This window comes from Kitasatospora sp. NPDC058032, assembly GCF_042885845.1.
Lineage (GTDB): Bacteria > Actinomycetota > Actinomycetes > Streptomycetales > Streptomycetaceae > Kitasatospora.
The window spans coordinates 1-13144 of the sequence record NZ_JBHVRK010000009.1; the positions used below are offsets into that span (position 1 = coordinate 1).

A 13144-nucleotide genomic window follows, 5' to 3' on the forward strand; every position below is an offset into this window, starting at 1 on the left:
CAGCCGAGTACTTATACGTCCCCAACGGGAACTCCTGTTCTCCGGATCATCACGATCCAAGTGTCCAGGGTGTCCACGTTCCGGGGGAAACCTCCATCGACACGCTGGTGATCGATGACAGGCCCCATGCGGTGGGCTGTATGAGCGGTGGCAAGGTCTGGCAGTGGGACCTGACCACCGGACAACCGGTCGGGGAGCCCCTGCCGGGCCACGACGGCGAGGCGTGGGCGGTCGCGACGGCGGTCGTCGGCGGCAGAGCCCACGCGATCACGGCAGGTTACGACGCCACCGTGCGCGTGTGGGACCTGGTCATGGGACGGGAAGTCGGCAGGCTGGTCGGCCACGAAGGCACCGTGTCCGCGGTGGTGACCGCGGTGATCGGTGGAGAACTCCGGGTCGTCACCGGTGGTTCGGATGGAACGGTGTGCCTGTGGGAGCTGGCCACCGGGCGGCAGATCGGCCGGGAGCTGGTGTTTCCCGCGCCAGTCCATGCGCTGACCGTGACCCCGGAAGGCTCGCTCGTGGTGGGCTTCGGCGGCGACGTCGCGGTCCTGTCCCTGCATGCCGACCCTGACTCTACTGGGCCGTGAGCCGTTGGTGCTGTGACCGGATGGTTGCTGGTTCCGCCCCGGCGATGAGGACAAAACGCAGCCAGCGGCTGCGCAACCCGGCGAACCGATGCGGTCAGAGCACTAGCGGGAACGGACCAGACGCACAATGCGAAGACCTTCTACGAGTCCCGGCCGACCACGGCGGTCAGCTGAACTGCGGATCCGCCAGCAGCACCACACGATCTGGCACCCCTCGCACGGGAGGCGGCCGTTTGGGTACCGGCGCTCGACACGGCCACCAAACTGACCACCCCCGGTGGACGAGGACCCCGGCGCCCCGGGAGGCCGCCACCACCGTCCGCTCCCAGTTGCTCGCCGCCGCCGCACCCGATCAGTACCGGGCTGTCCTCCGGCAGGCGATCTGCCCCGTGCCGCCGGAGCTCGGCCAGTCCCGGAAAGGTCTGGCCGGGGAATGTCGGACCTCGTTCCTACGATCACGGCATGTCTGATGCTTTCACCGTCCTGTGGACTCATGACACCTGCCGTGCGTTGCGCCGGGCCGGACGTGCGGGCGAGCGGCCGCCGGTCGCCTACAGCGGGGTGCACACCTCCCTGCCGTCCTGGTCGGGAGCCCGGGTCGGCGACGAGGTGTACGCGCTGCACGTGAACCGGCGCGAGGTGTTCGTGGTGAGCCGGATGCGCGTGCTCGACAGGGAGCGCCGCGACTGCTGCGGCACCGCGCCCGCGACGTGGAACGATCCCGCTTTTCCGGGCCACGACGACTGGTCGATGCTCGGCGCCGCCGGCTGCGGCGCGACACCCGTGCACGTGGACGCCACTCCCGTGGACTTCGAGACCCCGGTACCCGGCGACCTACTGGAACGGCTGACCTGGCGCAACCTCCGGGGCCGGACCCGGGGCCTGAAGTACGTGGTGGACGGCCGCCTCGAACGTTCCATCGGCCTCCAGGGGTTCTACCGCCTGACCCCCGAATCGGCAGGCGAGCTGGCGCGAGTCGTCGACGCCACCAACCGGCCCGCGGCCGAGCAGCGCTGACGCCCTCCGACAGGCCGTCCCGACCGGCATGCGCCAAGGGCCGTGCGGACGTGCCGACTGCCGGGTCCCCGGCTCGTCGGGTCGGGAAGGCGGCGGGGCGCCGCGCACGGGGCTCAGCCGGGCACGGGCGGCCCCGTCCTCGGCCCGTGCGGCACGCAGCCCTTCCGGGGCGGCGAACGTCTTACTGTGGACGGCCCCGAGTCGCTTCGGCGCCGATTCCCGCTCGGCAGTCCCCCGACCTGCTGCATCCACCGGGTGCCTGGCCGCCGGCGGCCGAACCGCTCCGCCCACCGGCGTGTCGTGTCGATCGACATGCTGCCGGCCGTCGTGCCGATACCACCCCCGCCCACCCACGGGTCCGGCCACCGGATCTCCTCCGGCCGGCCGTCAGGCAGCCGGCTCCGCCCAGTCGATCCGGTACCGCAGCGGCCGGGAGAGTTTCTCCTGGTTCATCAGCTTCATGCCGACCGGCATCAGCGCGTCGCGCAGCACCCGCCCGACCGGGCCGGCCGCCTTGTTGCTGTTGATGCGCCCGGTCTGCCTGATGATCCGCTCGACCCGCGGGCGGCGCAGCTCCTCGTACCGGTCCAGCGCGCCCGGCAGGGCCAGATCCCGCAGACAGCGGGCGAGTTCCACCGAACTCTCGATCGCCAGTGAGGCCCCTTGACCGGAGCTGGAGGACGGCGCGTGGGCCGCGTCCCCGGTCAGCACCATCCGGCCCCGGCTCCAGTGCGTCCCCCCTTTGAGGGCCCGGACGTGTGAGCCGTCCACAGCGCAGTCGTCCAGGTCCAGCAGGTCCGCGTGGCGCAGTTCGGCCAGCAGTGCGGTGTGCAGGCTGGGCCAGACGCCGGCCTCGGTCCAGTCCCGCAGCCGGCGCCAGGCCGTGACACCGGAGCAGCCCACTGTCTGCGCGGGGACATCGCGCCATGCGACTCCGGTCCGCAGCACGTACATGATGCCGGCCAGGGCCGCCCGGTCCGGGACTCGCAGTCGCCCGGGGTGGCGGTGACGCCGTTCGGGAGCGGGCGGAAGCAGCGGAGCCACTCGCTCCCACAGATCATCCGGAACAAGATCTACACGCACCCGGACAGCCTGCCGATCAAGATCGCCGGGCGCAAGAGAGGAACCCGCTCATTCTGAAATGATCAGTTAGTGACTGTTGTCGTTCCGATAGTGAGCGGTGCTGCTCGAACGGGTTTGCTCGATCGGGATGGATGTCGGGGCCGGAGGATCCGGCGTACGGGTCATCCCGACGCTGAGGATCGAGGGCGATGGTCCTCGGAGCGAGCTGGCTCCACTACTCGGGTCGCCGACGCGCGAGGTGGACGGTGATGTCAGCGGCGATCTCGACGGTCTCGGGCAGGACCTGCGCGATCGCGGCGTACGCCTCCTCTTGCCTCGAGGGCGGCAGTTGGAGGTAGGCCGAGATAGTCGACAGGTGCCCTACGTAGTCGGGCGCGCTCAGAGTCAAGCGCCGATTGATGACGGACTGCTGCACGTCAGAGAACAACTGAAACCGTTGGAGCTCCGTACCCGGCCACTGCATTTCCTCGCTCGGATCGGTTCCGTCGGGCGAGGGAATGTCGTCGCTCTCCAGGAAGGGCGCCCGCGCCGCGCGCACGGCCTCCGCGAGGGCCGGGTCGGCCAGCTGAAAAGGACCTCCGCACGAGGCGAATACCCCGTCCGGTTCCAGGAGCGCGGCCACTCGCGGCCACCGGCCCTCCGGGCGTGTCCAGTGCAGGGCCGCCGCCGCGTAGACCAAGCCGTAGGTCTCGCCGGGCTGAAGATCTTCGAATGCAGCCCGGACTGCCCTCACACACGGCGGCATCGTCTTGCGCAGCTCGGCGAGCATGCCTTCGTCCGGCTCTGTTGCCGTGACCGCGACCCCGCGCGCGGCGAAGAGGCGGGTTGCTTTGCCGGTCCCTGCACCGATCTCCAGTGCGGTCCGGACGGGCTGGCCCGCATACCTCATCACCATGTCAACGAGCTCTTCGGGATAACCGGGCCGGAACCGTTCGTAGGCTCCCGCGATCGCGCCGAAGCTCAGTGCACGAGCAGACATGCCAGGAATCCTGACACGACCGGGGCAGACGGTGCTTCGGATTTACTCACCGACTGTTGCCGCTGCGATCTCGAGGGGGATCCGATCAAGCGGGAGTCTCGATCGGGTGACCGTGGCGGGTACCGCGCATGAAAGCAGGGCCTCTTGATAGCTCAAAGGGTGTCTACGCCAACGAGCAATCCAGGAGACCCTGTTGTCGCAGTTCTACGGCATCGCGGGAGCGGGGTCCACTTCGGTCACTCTCACGTGTGACTGCCTGGCACACCGGTTCGGGAACGCTGGCGATCACGGGGTGCGCGAGCGCCGCTACCCCACGGACATGTCGGACGCCGAGTGGGCGGTGGTGCGGCCGCTGCTGTCGATGCCGGGCTGGCTACGGGGCCGGGGCGGGCAGCCGGAGGCGTACTGCCACCGCGCGATGCTGGACGCGATCCGCTACCTGGTCGACAACGGCATCAAGTGGCGGGCCATGCCGGCCGACTTCCCGCCCTGGGACCGGGTCTACGCCTTCTTCCGCCGCTGGCGCGACCTGGGCCTGGTCAAGGAGTTCCACGACCGGCTCCGCCGCAAGGTCCGCGAACAGACCGGGCGGGATCCGGAGCCGAGCGCGGGCGTGATCGACTCCCAGTCGGTCAAAGCGGACGCCGTCGTCGGCGCCGACAGCCGCGGCTTCGACGGCGGCAAGCTGGTCAACGGCCGCAAGCGGCACGCCGTGGTCGACACGCTCGGCCTGCTGCTCGCCGTGATGGTCACGAGCGCGGATGTCGGCGACCGCGCCGCCGCGCAGGTCCTGCTCGCCCGGGTCGCGGCCTCGCATCACCTGCTGGCTCTGGTCTGGGCTGACGGCGGCTCCACCGGCAGCCTCGTCCAGTACTGCCTCGCCGCCCTCGCCCTGGCCCTCGCCATCGTCAAACGCAGCGACGACATGCGCGGCTTCGTCGTGCCGCCCAAGCGCTGGATCGTGGAGCGGTTCTTCGCCCACCTGATGCGAAGCCGCCGCCTGGTGCGCGACTTCGAGCGATCCACCACCAGCACCGCCGAGGCGGTGATCTACTGGTCGATGACGCAGCTCATGACCCGCCGCCTGGCCCGGCCACGCCCGACGCGAGCGTGAACCGGCCCGATGCCGGCTCGGCCAGCCACCCCCGCGCCACCAGCCGCTTCGCCTTCGACCGCAGCGCTTCCACCTTCCCCGGCACCGGATCCAGACCGAAGCGGACGGCCATCTCCTGGCACGTCAGCGGCCCCTGGCCGAGCCGGTCCCGGTCCGCGAGAGCCCGCAGGATCCGCTGGTAGTCCACCGACAGCGCCGACCAGGCCAACCCCGCACGCCACACCGGAACCATCGACTTCGGCTTCGCCGCCTCCGAAGGCCAGGTCGGCATCGGCGGGGCACCGCGATCCGGCAGGTCCTCGGCGGCGTCAGGACCGTCGGCGGCGCCGCCGCCCGGGGACAGCACCTCACCGACACGTGAGCGGGCGATGACCCACTCGTTCCACTCCCGCTCGACCACGGCCAGCTCCGCGTTAATGCGGTCGGCCTCCTCCCGCAACTCGTCCATGCGACGGCGATCGGTGAGCTCACGCTGTTCCAACAGCCCCACGACCGACGGCATCCCCGACCTCCACCAGAGCGACGACTCGACACGTCACCACTCCCCGAGACCGCCGACCCTATACATGACCAGCGAAAACGCAGCCCTCAAGCCCGGAATGGCAACAGCTTCTTAGGCTCTCGCCATGTTTTCGCGACCATCTGCGGGGGCGCGCGGCCCCTATGACGCGGCGTTCTTGCCGCGGCTGACGTTGACACTCCGGGCAGCGGACGAGCCCATTACCGCGCCGGTCGCGAAGCTCGGTGGCGAGCCGGTCTGGCTCGAAGAGCCCTGCTGGCCAGTTGATCCGGTCACTGGCCACCCCCTGGTGTTCATCGGCCAGTTTCCGGTCCCTGGGGACGAGCTCCGGCTCGCGTACCTCTTTGTCGGAGAAGACGGCCGCATTATGGGCGGCCTCGGCCCGCAGGATGGTGACGCCCTACTGCTCGTGCAGCCTGGCGGCCGGATCCCGCCGTTCGCGTCCATCGGGGATACCGACACCCGCGGTCGAACCCTGTGGCGTTGGGGCCCCGACGAAGAGGAGATCCCTGTCGAGTTCCATGTGGACTTCGCGACAGTGCCGGATCACCTTGAGCGGCAGGTGGCCTGCGACGTGGCGTGGGAGGCGTTCATGCGCGGCGACAGTCCTGACGACGTCGACTTCTTCGGCGCCGCCCTGGTGGAGTATCTCGGCGGGACTGCGTCGTTCCCGCATACAACAGCGCAGGTCGAGGAGCCGTGGCTCTTCTTCATCCGGCTTCAGGACAGCCCTGACGATGGTGACAGGTACTTCCTCAACTTCGGATATGGGTACGGCTTCGGCTTCCTCAGCCCCGACCGGCTGGAGGGACGCTTCTACTGGGAGTCTTCGTGATACGTGAAGGCGGTCGGATCGTCTTTCCTCGGATTCAGTCACATCTCGGTGGCGCTCCGCAGCGCCGGCCAGGGCTGACTCGCCAAGGCTCACAGGAGAGACGCCCACATCACAAGATCAGCGACAGAGCCGATGAACGTGCCCGGTCTCGCCGAACCCGAACGGGTCTCTGCGGGGCTTCGACACGCATCAGGGGTGCCACGGTTGTGGCAGGCTTCCATCCACCAGTTGGTTGAGAGGGGCGACGGTGATGTCGAGCGGCGCGGTCTCTGCGGATTCGGGCTGGGACCCGGACGAGCATGTGCGGTTTGCTCGCTACCGGAGGGCGTTCGACGAGGTGGCCCCGGTGGATGCCGTTGCCCTTGTCGCCCGAGTACTCACCGTTCCCGACAAGGGGATGGCGAACAGTGCCGTCTGTGAGTACCTCGACAGACGGGCCGCTGAACTGCTCGCGGATCCCGGCTATCCCTCCTGGTACCTGGAAATGGCCGGCGCCGTTGTGGTGGACGACTTCTCCACACGACGCCTCAACGAGTGGACTTTGCTGCGGGCGATGACCCTGGACGAGTCGTGGGCCGCCAAGAGCCTGCTCGCGGCCTCCAACTGGCTACAGCTTCGCGCAGCCGAGAAGTCCTCAGCCGTGACCGTTCTGGAGGTTCTGGCTGAGAGTGGCCGCACCCGACGCATCCGCAACATCGCCAAGTCCCGGCTGTCCGCCGCTCAGCGGTCGATACCGGCCGGACCGAAACACTGAGCTGCCGGCCCCCACCGGCCTTCCGGGCCGACTGGCCCAGAAAAAGGACACCTCGAGCCCGGGGCCGCCGGTCTCGCCCCCTCAGCGGCTGGCCACGGCCGGACACACCTCGATCGCCAGCCCTGTCTTCATGAAGGTCAGGGTCCGCGGGCCGGTGGGCCGGTGGGCCGCCCGCGGACCCGGCTCGGGGCTGTCACCGGTGACAAGGCCTACTCGTCCCACGGCAACCGCGCCCACCTGCGCACGCGGAAAGGCCGTCATCCTGGAGAAGCGGGACCGGGCCGCCCACCGCAAACGCCGCGGCAGCAGGGGCGGGCGGCCCGTGGGCGACGCGGCCTCTACAAGGAGCGGAACACCGTCGAACGCCTGATCAACAGTCTCAAGGCGTGGCGCGGCGCCGCCACGAGGTGCGACAAGAACCCCGCGAGCTATCTCGCCGGCCTCCAGCTCCGCGGCTCGATGATCTGGCTCAAGGACCTCACCCGAGCCACCGCTTGATCAGAACTGCATACGCGCCCAAAGGGCCCTACAGGGGTGCAGGTTCTCGGCTTCCATGTCATACGAGCAACCATGCGACCTGTGGCTTCGTCTCCATTCTCAACCGGATGACGCGGCTTCGGATTCTCAGAGCCGTGACAGATCCTTGCGGTCGCGGTGCTGTCTCTCGATGCGGTCGGCCGGCGCTCGCAGGGCGGGTGAGGTCAGGTTCAGGTCGCGGTTGTCGCGCCCGGCGAGCATGTGGTCGAGCCAGCGTTCGTACCAGGCCAGGAAGTCCGTGGCCGACGAGACGTTGGGGCCCCAGAAGCCGTCGGCGTTTCCGGTGACGACGCTGCCCGCCAGGGGACCCGTGATGCCGAGAAGCACCAGGTCGGAACACCCCGCCTCGATGATGTGCAGGAACAGGTCACCTCGGTGAGACGGGCCACCGGCGAACGTGAACCCCCGAGGGCGGCCGGGCTCGCCGCGGGGGTCCATCGTGAACAGCCGGCATGAATGCAGCGGCAGCAGGCCGTAGAAAGGCGATGCGCCGCCCCCGCCCAGTGTGGTCAGGAAGCTGCGGTAGGGGGCGGGCAGTTCGATGTGGCGGTCGGCCTCGAGCTCGGCGACCTTCGCGTCCGGCAACGGGGGTTCGAGGCGGAACCCGTGCTTCTCCTCACCGAAGGAGTAGCTCCGCAGCGCGGCATAGGGCACCTTGGCGAGCTTGCGTCGGATGCGGGCGATCCGGGAGTCCATGCGAACTCTTCTCTCTGTCCTCCGCAAACTACCTGCTCACCGGTATCGGTGTCACCGGTGTGATCGGCTGCCCCATACCCCTCCTCCGCTTGGCCGGCCTACGTGCTCGCGGAACTCGGCATCGGCCGCTCGACCTGGCGGCCATCGCCAGCCGGCCACTGTCATCACTCGTTCGGGGGCGGCGCGGATGTCTTCGATCGCCGCGCGCAGCTGCTCGGTCAGCGTTCGGGCCTGCGCTTCGTCGACAGCATGCCGGCCACTGAGCTGGAGACAGCCCAACCGGCGGTCGTCGGCGCCGAACGGGTGCCCGATGACGGTCCCCACCTTCGCCTGGTCGGCGATCAGGTCGGTGAGCTCGACGGTGCGGCACTTGAGGCCGACGACCGGCGCGCACCGGCAGGACCAGGTCGGTGGTGGCCCACATGTGAGACACCGCGAGCTCGGCCCGCACGGGTGCCCTCGATCGCCTCCTGTCACTCCTCCGGAAGCGTCACGATGATCTGGCCGTCGTCGAGTGGAACACCGAGGTCGTCCGCTGCCTGCACTACGGCCGGCGCGCGTTTCTTCTCGACGCCCCGGTGGTGAAGTCGCCGGAGCGGGGGCCGCCGGCTCGGCGCGGTCACTGAAGGGCCCGGACGAGCGCTTCGACGAGCTGGTGGATGCCCTGGCCCAGTGGGGTGGCGGCGATCAGCACCCCGAGGGTGACGGCGCTCAGCACGGTCACCAGTTCGTCGTTGCGGGACCGGGCCTCGGTCCGCCTGCGCAGGCGGACGACGATGATGATCGCGAGGAACGCGCTCGCGCTGATCGTGTACTGCAAAGCCCACCCCGTGTCACATGTCGGAAACTCTGGGTGAGGATGCCAGAACATCACTGACGGTGGGCCCGGATCGGGAAAACAGGCCGCACCGGCGCAGGCCGTTCGGCCTCCCACCATCCGGATCCGGTCAAGTCGCCACAGCCGGCCCCGTGATTTACCGGTTCCCCAACGTGACGACGCCGTCCGCCCCTAGGCTCACCGCCACACCGTGGACCAGGAGGGGAACACCGTGGCCCGCAGGCCCGCACGCCGACGCACCACCATCGCCCGCCGAGGCCGCCGCGCCCGCCAGGCGCGCGACCAGGCCGTCCTGCTCGGCGTGGGCGCCCTCGTCGCCTTCTCCCTGGCCACCGTCGCCGTCCAATGGCTGGCCCACCACCTCCTCGCCCTCACCGGCATCATCGCGATCGCCCTCACCACCACAGTCGCCGCAGTCCGCGCCCGCGCCGCCGCAGACCGCCGCGCCCACCACGCACGCACCGCGCAGCTGCGCCACATCGGCGCGTTCATGACCATGAGCCCGAAGGCCTTCGAGCACGCGCTCGCCGACCTGTGCCGGCGCGACGGCTGCACGCGGGTGACCGTCGTCGGCGGATCAGGCGACCTGGCCGCCGACGTACTCGCCACCACCCCCAGCGGGCAGCGCATCCTCATCCAGGCCAAGCGCTACGGGCCCAAGACCCTGGTCGGCTCGCAAGACGTCCAGACGGTCAACGGCACCTACCGCGACATCCACGGCTGCGACCTCGCCGTCGTCGTCACCACCAGCACGTTCACCAAGGCCGCCGCCGCGTTCTGCACGCAGGTCGGCATCCGCATGACCGACCACCGCGCCCTCGCCCTGTGGGCCGAGGGCACCGGCCGACCTCCCTGGCACTGACACCCCGGCCATCACGCATCCCAACGAGACGCGCCTGCAGCCGGGGCCACCGCCGGCGGGCTCCGGTTCCCGGGAGTCTCGCTCTGAGCGGTCAGTGCCAGCCGGTGCACGACCAGGAGCCGCCTGCCCCGTCGTACTGCTCCACACAGGCCTGGTAGGCGTTGCTGCTCCCGACCATGGCTGTGGGTACCTGGCGATCGAGCGAAGCGTTGGCGAGATACGACGCCCCACCCTTGATCTCAATCTTGAACCGCCAGTTGCTGTTCGCCTTCTCGATACGGGCCCACGCTGCACTGCAGGTGGCGGAATTGCGCAGCTCGACCACAGGGCCTCCCCCAGCCGGCGAGATCGTGTCGATGGTGCGGGCGTCATCCCCGCAACCGGTCGAGATCGGGTTCTTGCCCGTGCACCCGGCCCCCCTGCACGTCGCGGCCTCAGCCGTCCCGACGGGCAACAACGCCGCCATGACCAGTCCCGCGACAGCGACACCGACAGCCTTCTTAAACACGAGTTTCTCCTGACATTCCAGGGACCCGACACCCCTGCGTACGGCGAGTCGCCGCTCCAGCCGGTGCCGGTTCTCTTCTCATGCACTCACCCCGCAACGGAAGGGCGCCAGAACTCGAATCCGTCGGCGCTCGGAGCTCAACACCCGCGCACCCGGGTCGGTCCGATCCGCTGTCACCGGAACGGGCGGATTCTTCGGCCTGAGCACCGATCCGAGAAAGCGCAACACGGACCGGTGGCCAGGACCTGGGTTTGGGTAAGAGGTAGCCATGCTCGTCGCATCCTTCAAGACCGCCGGCCTCGTCGCTCACTTCGATCCCACGACCGGTGCAACGGACCACGTGAGAAGCGTCAAGCCTTCGGAGACGGCATGTGGTCACTACGGCAAGCTGGCCGCCACCGATGTCGTGCTCTACCGGGAGGCAGGCGGGCTCCGACTCCGGGTGGGCGAGGAAGTGGTCCGGCTCGACGGGTCCGTTGACGTCCAGCACCATGTCGTCGGAGCCGATTGTGTCCTGGCCGTAGGACAGATCATCAAGCTCCGCTATCCGGCCCCGCCCGAGTGGTACGGCCTGAAGGACGACTTGACGCCGTTCGCCGAAGCCGAGCACTTCGACCTCGGTCTCTTCGTGGCGAACGTGGCCGCCGATCCGGAACGGTCAGCACGGATCTACTGCTGACCCATGTGGTGGACGCCGGGCTGGTGGCTCGCTCCGAGAGGAGGCGGGCCACCAGCCCGGTCACTTCGCTCAGAGCCGGTGCGGGAGCCCGACCTGTTCGGCGGCGTCGGGGAGGAAGACGTGCAGCGGGGCCGGCTGCTCGTGGTCGGGCTGATCGGTCACCAGTTGCCGCCGGTAACGCGGAGCCGGGCGAAGGCCTCGGTGGCCGTGGTCCACTGCTGGCCTCCATTGGGGGCGGCGAGGGAGGCCATCGCGCGTTTGTCGGTGCGCTGGGTCAGCCGTCGATCTGTGCGTCCGGCCACTCGGCGGTGCGGTCCTCCCCGCAGGCGCGGGGGGGGAGCCGCTCAGCCCCAGGGCCCCGGAGAGGGAGAGGGCCTCGGCGCCCTGAACGTGGAGGTCTTCCTTGCGGTTGAACGCCGCCGGCAGGACGGAGGTGTCGACGACCGCGACGCCGAGCGGGTCCGCGCTCACCGGCCGGTGCCCTCGTACTGCCCTCGACCTCGCCGGGGCCGCAGTCGTTCAGCCGCTCATACTCTGGGCCCGTACGCTCCAGCAGATCATCGCCCCGTGGGCGGCCGAGCGGCCCGTCCTGGAACTGGCCGCGCGCGTGAGAGAGTCGGGGCACCAGCTCGCACGCGCGTGAGGAGGACCCGGTGCCGGGATCGGAGTGGCAGGTCTACGGGCGGCGGCAGGTCTACGGCTCGCCGTGGGTCGAGCTGTGGCTCGATGACGTCGACATCCCCGGGACCGGCCGCGTCGAGCACCACGTCGTCCGCATGCCCCGGGCCTCCACCACCGCCGTCGTCACCGATGAACAGGGGAACTTCCTCCTGATCCACCGGCACCGGTTCATCACCGGCCGGTGGGGCTGGGAGGTGCCCGCCGGGTGGGCCGACCCCGGAGAGGCGCCGGCCGCCGCGATCGCCCGCGAGGTCGAAGAAGAGACCGGCTGGCGGCCCGGCCGCGTCGAGCTGATGACCGAGTACGACGCCATGGCGGGAATCAGCGACGCCCACTTCCGCGCATACCACATCACCGGGTGCACACGGATCGGCGAACCGCAGGACATCTCCGAGGCCGCCCGGGTGGAGTGGCTGCCGGAGACGGAGGTGGTCAAGCTCCTGGTCGGCGGCGAGGTGTCCGACGGGCCCTCGCACGCCGCCCTCTCCTACTACCTCGGGCCGCACCGTCTCGCCACCGCCGGCCGCTGACCTGGCCTGGCCTGCCCGAGTCTCCTCGTCGATCGACGCCGCCCGCCAGCCCCTCGACGCCGAGACCGCCGTCAGCCCTGCAACGTCCTCCCCGCGCAGGCGGGGGTGACCCCAAAGTCTTCGTCAGGTGGGTGGTGACGTCGGCAACTGCTCAGTGGGTGGAGAGGCCAGGGCGATCGGGGCAGGCCAGGACGGCAGGTGACCATAGCCCGGCACAGGCACCGGCCACCTTCACCGAGGGCAACTGCACCGACCGGACCGGCCACGGTCCGGCCGGTGCGGTGACGGGCCGACGACGGGGCCGGCCACGGCCCTGACAGTGGCCCGACGGCATGGGGCAAGCGGCAGGGGTTGCTCCAGCGCAGCCCTTGGCGCCGGCCCACGGGTGCGGGGGCGGAGCACGCCACGCCCAGCCAGGCCCAGTCCGGTGGTCCGCGATGGTGACCCAGTTGCCACCCGTGCCCGGTGCTCTGGGAAGGCAAGTGGCGCGCGGTCCCGGGGTGGGGAAGAGCGAAGGGGAGGCCGTTGCGGCAGCCGATGCAGGCCGGGGTCGACCCGGCCCACCCGCTGCCCGAGCGTGTCCCGGTGTTCCCCGCTCCTCCGGGTCGTGCGTCCCTCGCTTCGCCCGGATCGACTCCACCCACGTCCGGGCCGCCCGACGAGGCCCAAAAGCGGGCCGAGCGCGGTCGACCGCGCGCGACCGGGCTGCAAGCACCACGTCCTCGTCGACGGCCGCGGCATCCCGCTCGCGGTGTCACTGACCGGCGGCAACCGCGACGACGTCACCCAGCTGCTGCCCCTGCTCGCGAAGGTCCCCGCCGTGGGGGGGGGGGGGGGGGGGCGGGCGGGGCGGGCGGGGGGGGGGGGGGGGGGCGCCCCCACCCTGGGGTGCAGGCGCCGCACACGACGAGACGCACCCGC

14 protein-coding genes and 4 pseudogenes are annotated in these 13144 nt (G+C 70.1%); 10 read left to right on the top strand and 8 right to left on the bottom strand.

The features are described 5' to 3' along the window. A pseudogene (locus ACFVUH_RS16560) lies at positions 1–590 on the top strand (hypothetical protein); the annotation flags it as partial. Positions 591–1052: 462 nt separating this feature from the next. Further along, complete coding sequence (locus ACFVUH_RS16565) at positions 1053–1607, top strand: hypothetical protein (protein WP_387913890.1); 555 nt, start codon at positions 1053–1055, stop codon at positions 1605–1607. Positions 1608–1994: 387 nt separating this feature from the next. On the opposite strand, the gene ACFVUH_RS16570 is transcribed toward ACFVUH_RS16565, so the two are convergent. The 3 genes and pseudogenes from ACFVUH_RS16570 to ACFVUH_RS16580 all read right to left on the bottom strand — a co-directional run bounded on the left by ACFVUH_RS16570 (position 1995) and on the right by ACFVUH_RS16580 (position 3669). Then, positions 1995–2321 (bottom strand): FAD-dependent monooxygenase, encoded by a 327-nt coding sequence (locus ACFVUH_RS16570; protein WP_387913891.1) that lies wholly within the window; start codon positions 2319–2321, stop codon positions 1995–1997. Continuing rightward, a pseudogene (locus ACFVUH_RS16575) lies at positions 2302–2690 on the bottom strand (transposase); the annotation flags it as partial. The gene ACFVUH_RS16570 and the pseudogene ACFVUH_RS16575, both read right to left, overlap by 20 nt. Positions 2691–2904: 214 nt before the next feature. Continuing rightward, entirely contained in the window at positions 2905–3669 is a 765-nt protein-coding gene (locus ACFVUH_RS16580; RefSeq protein ID WP_387913892.1) for a class I SAM-dependent methyltransferase, read from the bottom strand. Between the two features lie 319 nt (positions 3670–3988). Here ACFVUH_RS16580 and ACFVUH_RS16585 point away from each other — a divergent pair, with 319 nt between their 5' ends. Next, positions 3989–4783: an IS5 family transposase gene (locus ACFVUH_RS16585; protein ID WP_387913893.1), complete on the top strand. Its 795-nt coding sequence runs from the start codon at positions 3989–3991 to the stop codon at positions 4781–4783. Here ACFVUH_RS16585 and ACFVUH_RS16590 read toward each other — a convergent pair. Further along, positions 4740–5285: a hypothetical protein gene (locus ACFVUH_RS16590; protein WP_387913894.1), complete on the bottom strand. Its 546-nt coding sequence runs from the start codon at positions 5283–5285 to the stop codon at positions 4740–4742. The genes ACFVUH_RS16585 and ACFVUH_RS16590 overlap by 44 nt on opposite strands. Before the next feature lie 124 nt (positions 5286–5409). Between ACFVUH_RS16590 and ACFVUH_RS16595 the strand changes: the two genes are divergently transcribed. The 3 genes and pseudogenes from ACFVUH_RS16595 to ACFVUH_RS16605 form a co-directional block, all read left to right on the top strand. Further along, on the top strand, positions 5410–6138 hold the full coding sequence (locus ACFVUH_RS16595) for a hypothetical protein (RefSeq protein WP_387913895.1): 729 nt from the start codon (positions 5410–5412) through the stop codon (positions 6136–6138). Positions 6139–6388: 250 nt separating this feature from the next. Beyond that, complete coding sequence (locus tag ACFVUH_RS16600; protein WP_387913896.1) at positions 6389–6892, top strand: hypothetical protein; 504 nt, start codon at positions 6389–6391, stop codon at positions 6890–6892. A gap of 159 nt (positions 6893–7051) precedes the next feature. After that, positions 7052–7390 (top strand): annotated as a pseudogene (locus ACFVUH_RS16605) (transposase); the annotation flags it as partial. 126 nt (positions 7391–7516) lie between these two features. On the opposite strand, the gene ACFVUH_RS16610 reads toward ACFVUH_RS16605, so the two are convergent. Continuing rightward, positions 7517–8125 (bottom strand): SMI1/KNR4 family protein, encoded by a 609-nt coding sequence (locus ACFVUH_RS16610; RefSeq protein ID WP_387913897.1) that lies wholly within the window; start codon positions 8123–8125, stop codon positions 7517–7519. 619 nt (positions 8126–8744) lie between these two features. Further along, on the bottom strand, positions 8745–8945 hold the full coding sequence (locus tag ACFVUH_RS16615; RefSeq protein WP_387913898.1) for a hypothetical protein: 201 nt from the start codon (positions 8943–8945) through the stop codon (positions 8745–8747). Between the two features lie 229 nt (positions 8946–9174). On the opposite strand from ACFVUH_RS16615, the gene ACFVUH_RS16620 reads away from it, so the two are divergent. Continuing rightward, entirely contained in the window at positions 9175–9825 is a 651-nt protein-coding gene (locus tag ACFVUH_RS16620; protein WP_387913899.1) for a restriction endonuclease, read from the top strand. Between the two features lie 91 nt (positions 9826–9916). Here ACFVUH_RS16620 and ACFVUH_RS16625 read toward each other — a convergent pair whose 3' ends face one another. Continuing rightward, positions 9917–10333 (bottom strand): DUF2690 domain-containing protein, encoded by a 417-nt coding sequence (locus tag ACFVUH_RS16625; RefSeq protein WP_387913900.1) that lies wholly within the window; start codon positions 10331–10333, stop codon positions 9917–9919. Positions 10334–10601: 268 nt separating this feature from the next. On the opposite strand from ACFVUH_RS16625, the gene ACFVUH_RS16630 reads away from it, so the two are divergent. Next, positions 10602–11012 carry a hypothetical protein gene (locus tag ACFVUH_RS16630; protein ID WP_387913901.1) on the top strand — a complete coding sequence of 137 codons (411 nt, stop codon included), beginning with the start codon at positions 10602–10604 and terminating at the stop codon, positions 11010–11012. A 158-nt stretch (positions 11013–11170) separates the two neighbouring features. Here the strand turns inward: ACFVUH_RS16630 and ACFVUH_RS16635 are convergent, their stop codons facing one another. Next, the gene (locus ACFVUH_RS16635; protein ID WP_387913903.1) at positions 11171–11314 is read right to left on the bottom strand and encodes a hypothetical protein; all 144 of its coding nucleotides are present in this window, start codon (positions 11312–11314) and stop codon (positions 11171–11173) included. A 351-nt stretch (positions 11315–11665) separates the two neighbouring features. Between ACFVUH_RS16635 and ACFVUH_RS16640 the strand changes: the two genes are divergently transcribed. Both ACFVUH_RS16640 and ACFVUH_RS16645 read left to right on the top strand, forming a co-directional pair. Beyond that, entirely contained in the window at positions 11666–12223 is a 558-nt protein-coding gene (locus ACFVUH_RS16640) for an NUDIX hydrolase (protein ID WP_387913905.1), read from the top strand. 629 nt (positions 12224–12852) lie between these two features. Next, positions 12853–13061 (top strand): annotated as a pseudogene (locus tag ACFVUH_RS16645) (transposase); the annotation flags it as partial. Positions 13062–13144 lie beyond the last annotated feature (83 nt).

Coding starts and splice junctions, on each gene's coding strand:
- ACFVUH_RS16580 (WP_387913892.1), bottom strand. CDS start 3,669: ATGTCTGCTCGTGCACTGAGCTTCGGCGCGATCGCGGGAGCCTACGAA.
- ACFVUH_RS16590 (WP_387913894.1), bottom strand. CDS start 5,285: ATGCCGTCGGTCGTGGGGCTGTTGGAACAGCGTGAGCTCACCGATCGC.
- ACFVUH_RS16610 (WP_387913897.1), bottom strand. CDS start 8,125: ATGGACTCCCGGATCGCCCGCATCCGACGCAAGCTCGCCAAGGTGCCC.
- ACFVUH_RS16565 (WP_387913890.1), top strand. CDS start 1,053: ATGTCTGATGCTTTCACCGTCCTGTGGACTCATGACACCTGCCGTGCG.
- ACFVUH_RS16570 (WP_387913891.1), bottom strand. CDS start 2,321: ATGGTGCTGACCGGGGACGCGGCCCACGCGCCGTCCTCCAGCTCCGGT.
- ACFVUH_RS16630 (WP_387913901.1), top strand. CDS start 10,602: ATGCTCGTCGCATCCTTCAAGACCGCCGGCCTCGTCGCTCACTTCGAT.
- ACFVUH_RS16600 (WP_387913896.1), top strand. CDS start 6,389: ATGTCGAGCGGCGCGGTCTCTGCGGATTCGGGCTGGGACCCGGACGAG.
- ACFVUH_RS16585 (WP_387913893.1), top strand. CDS start 3,989: ATGTCGGACGCCGAGTGGGCGGTGGTGCGGCCGCTGCTGTCGATGCCG.
- ACFVUH_RS16595 (WP_387913895.1), top strand. CDS start 5,410: ATGTTTTCGCGACCATCTGCGGGGGCGCGCGGCCCCTATGACGCGGCG.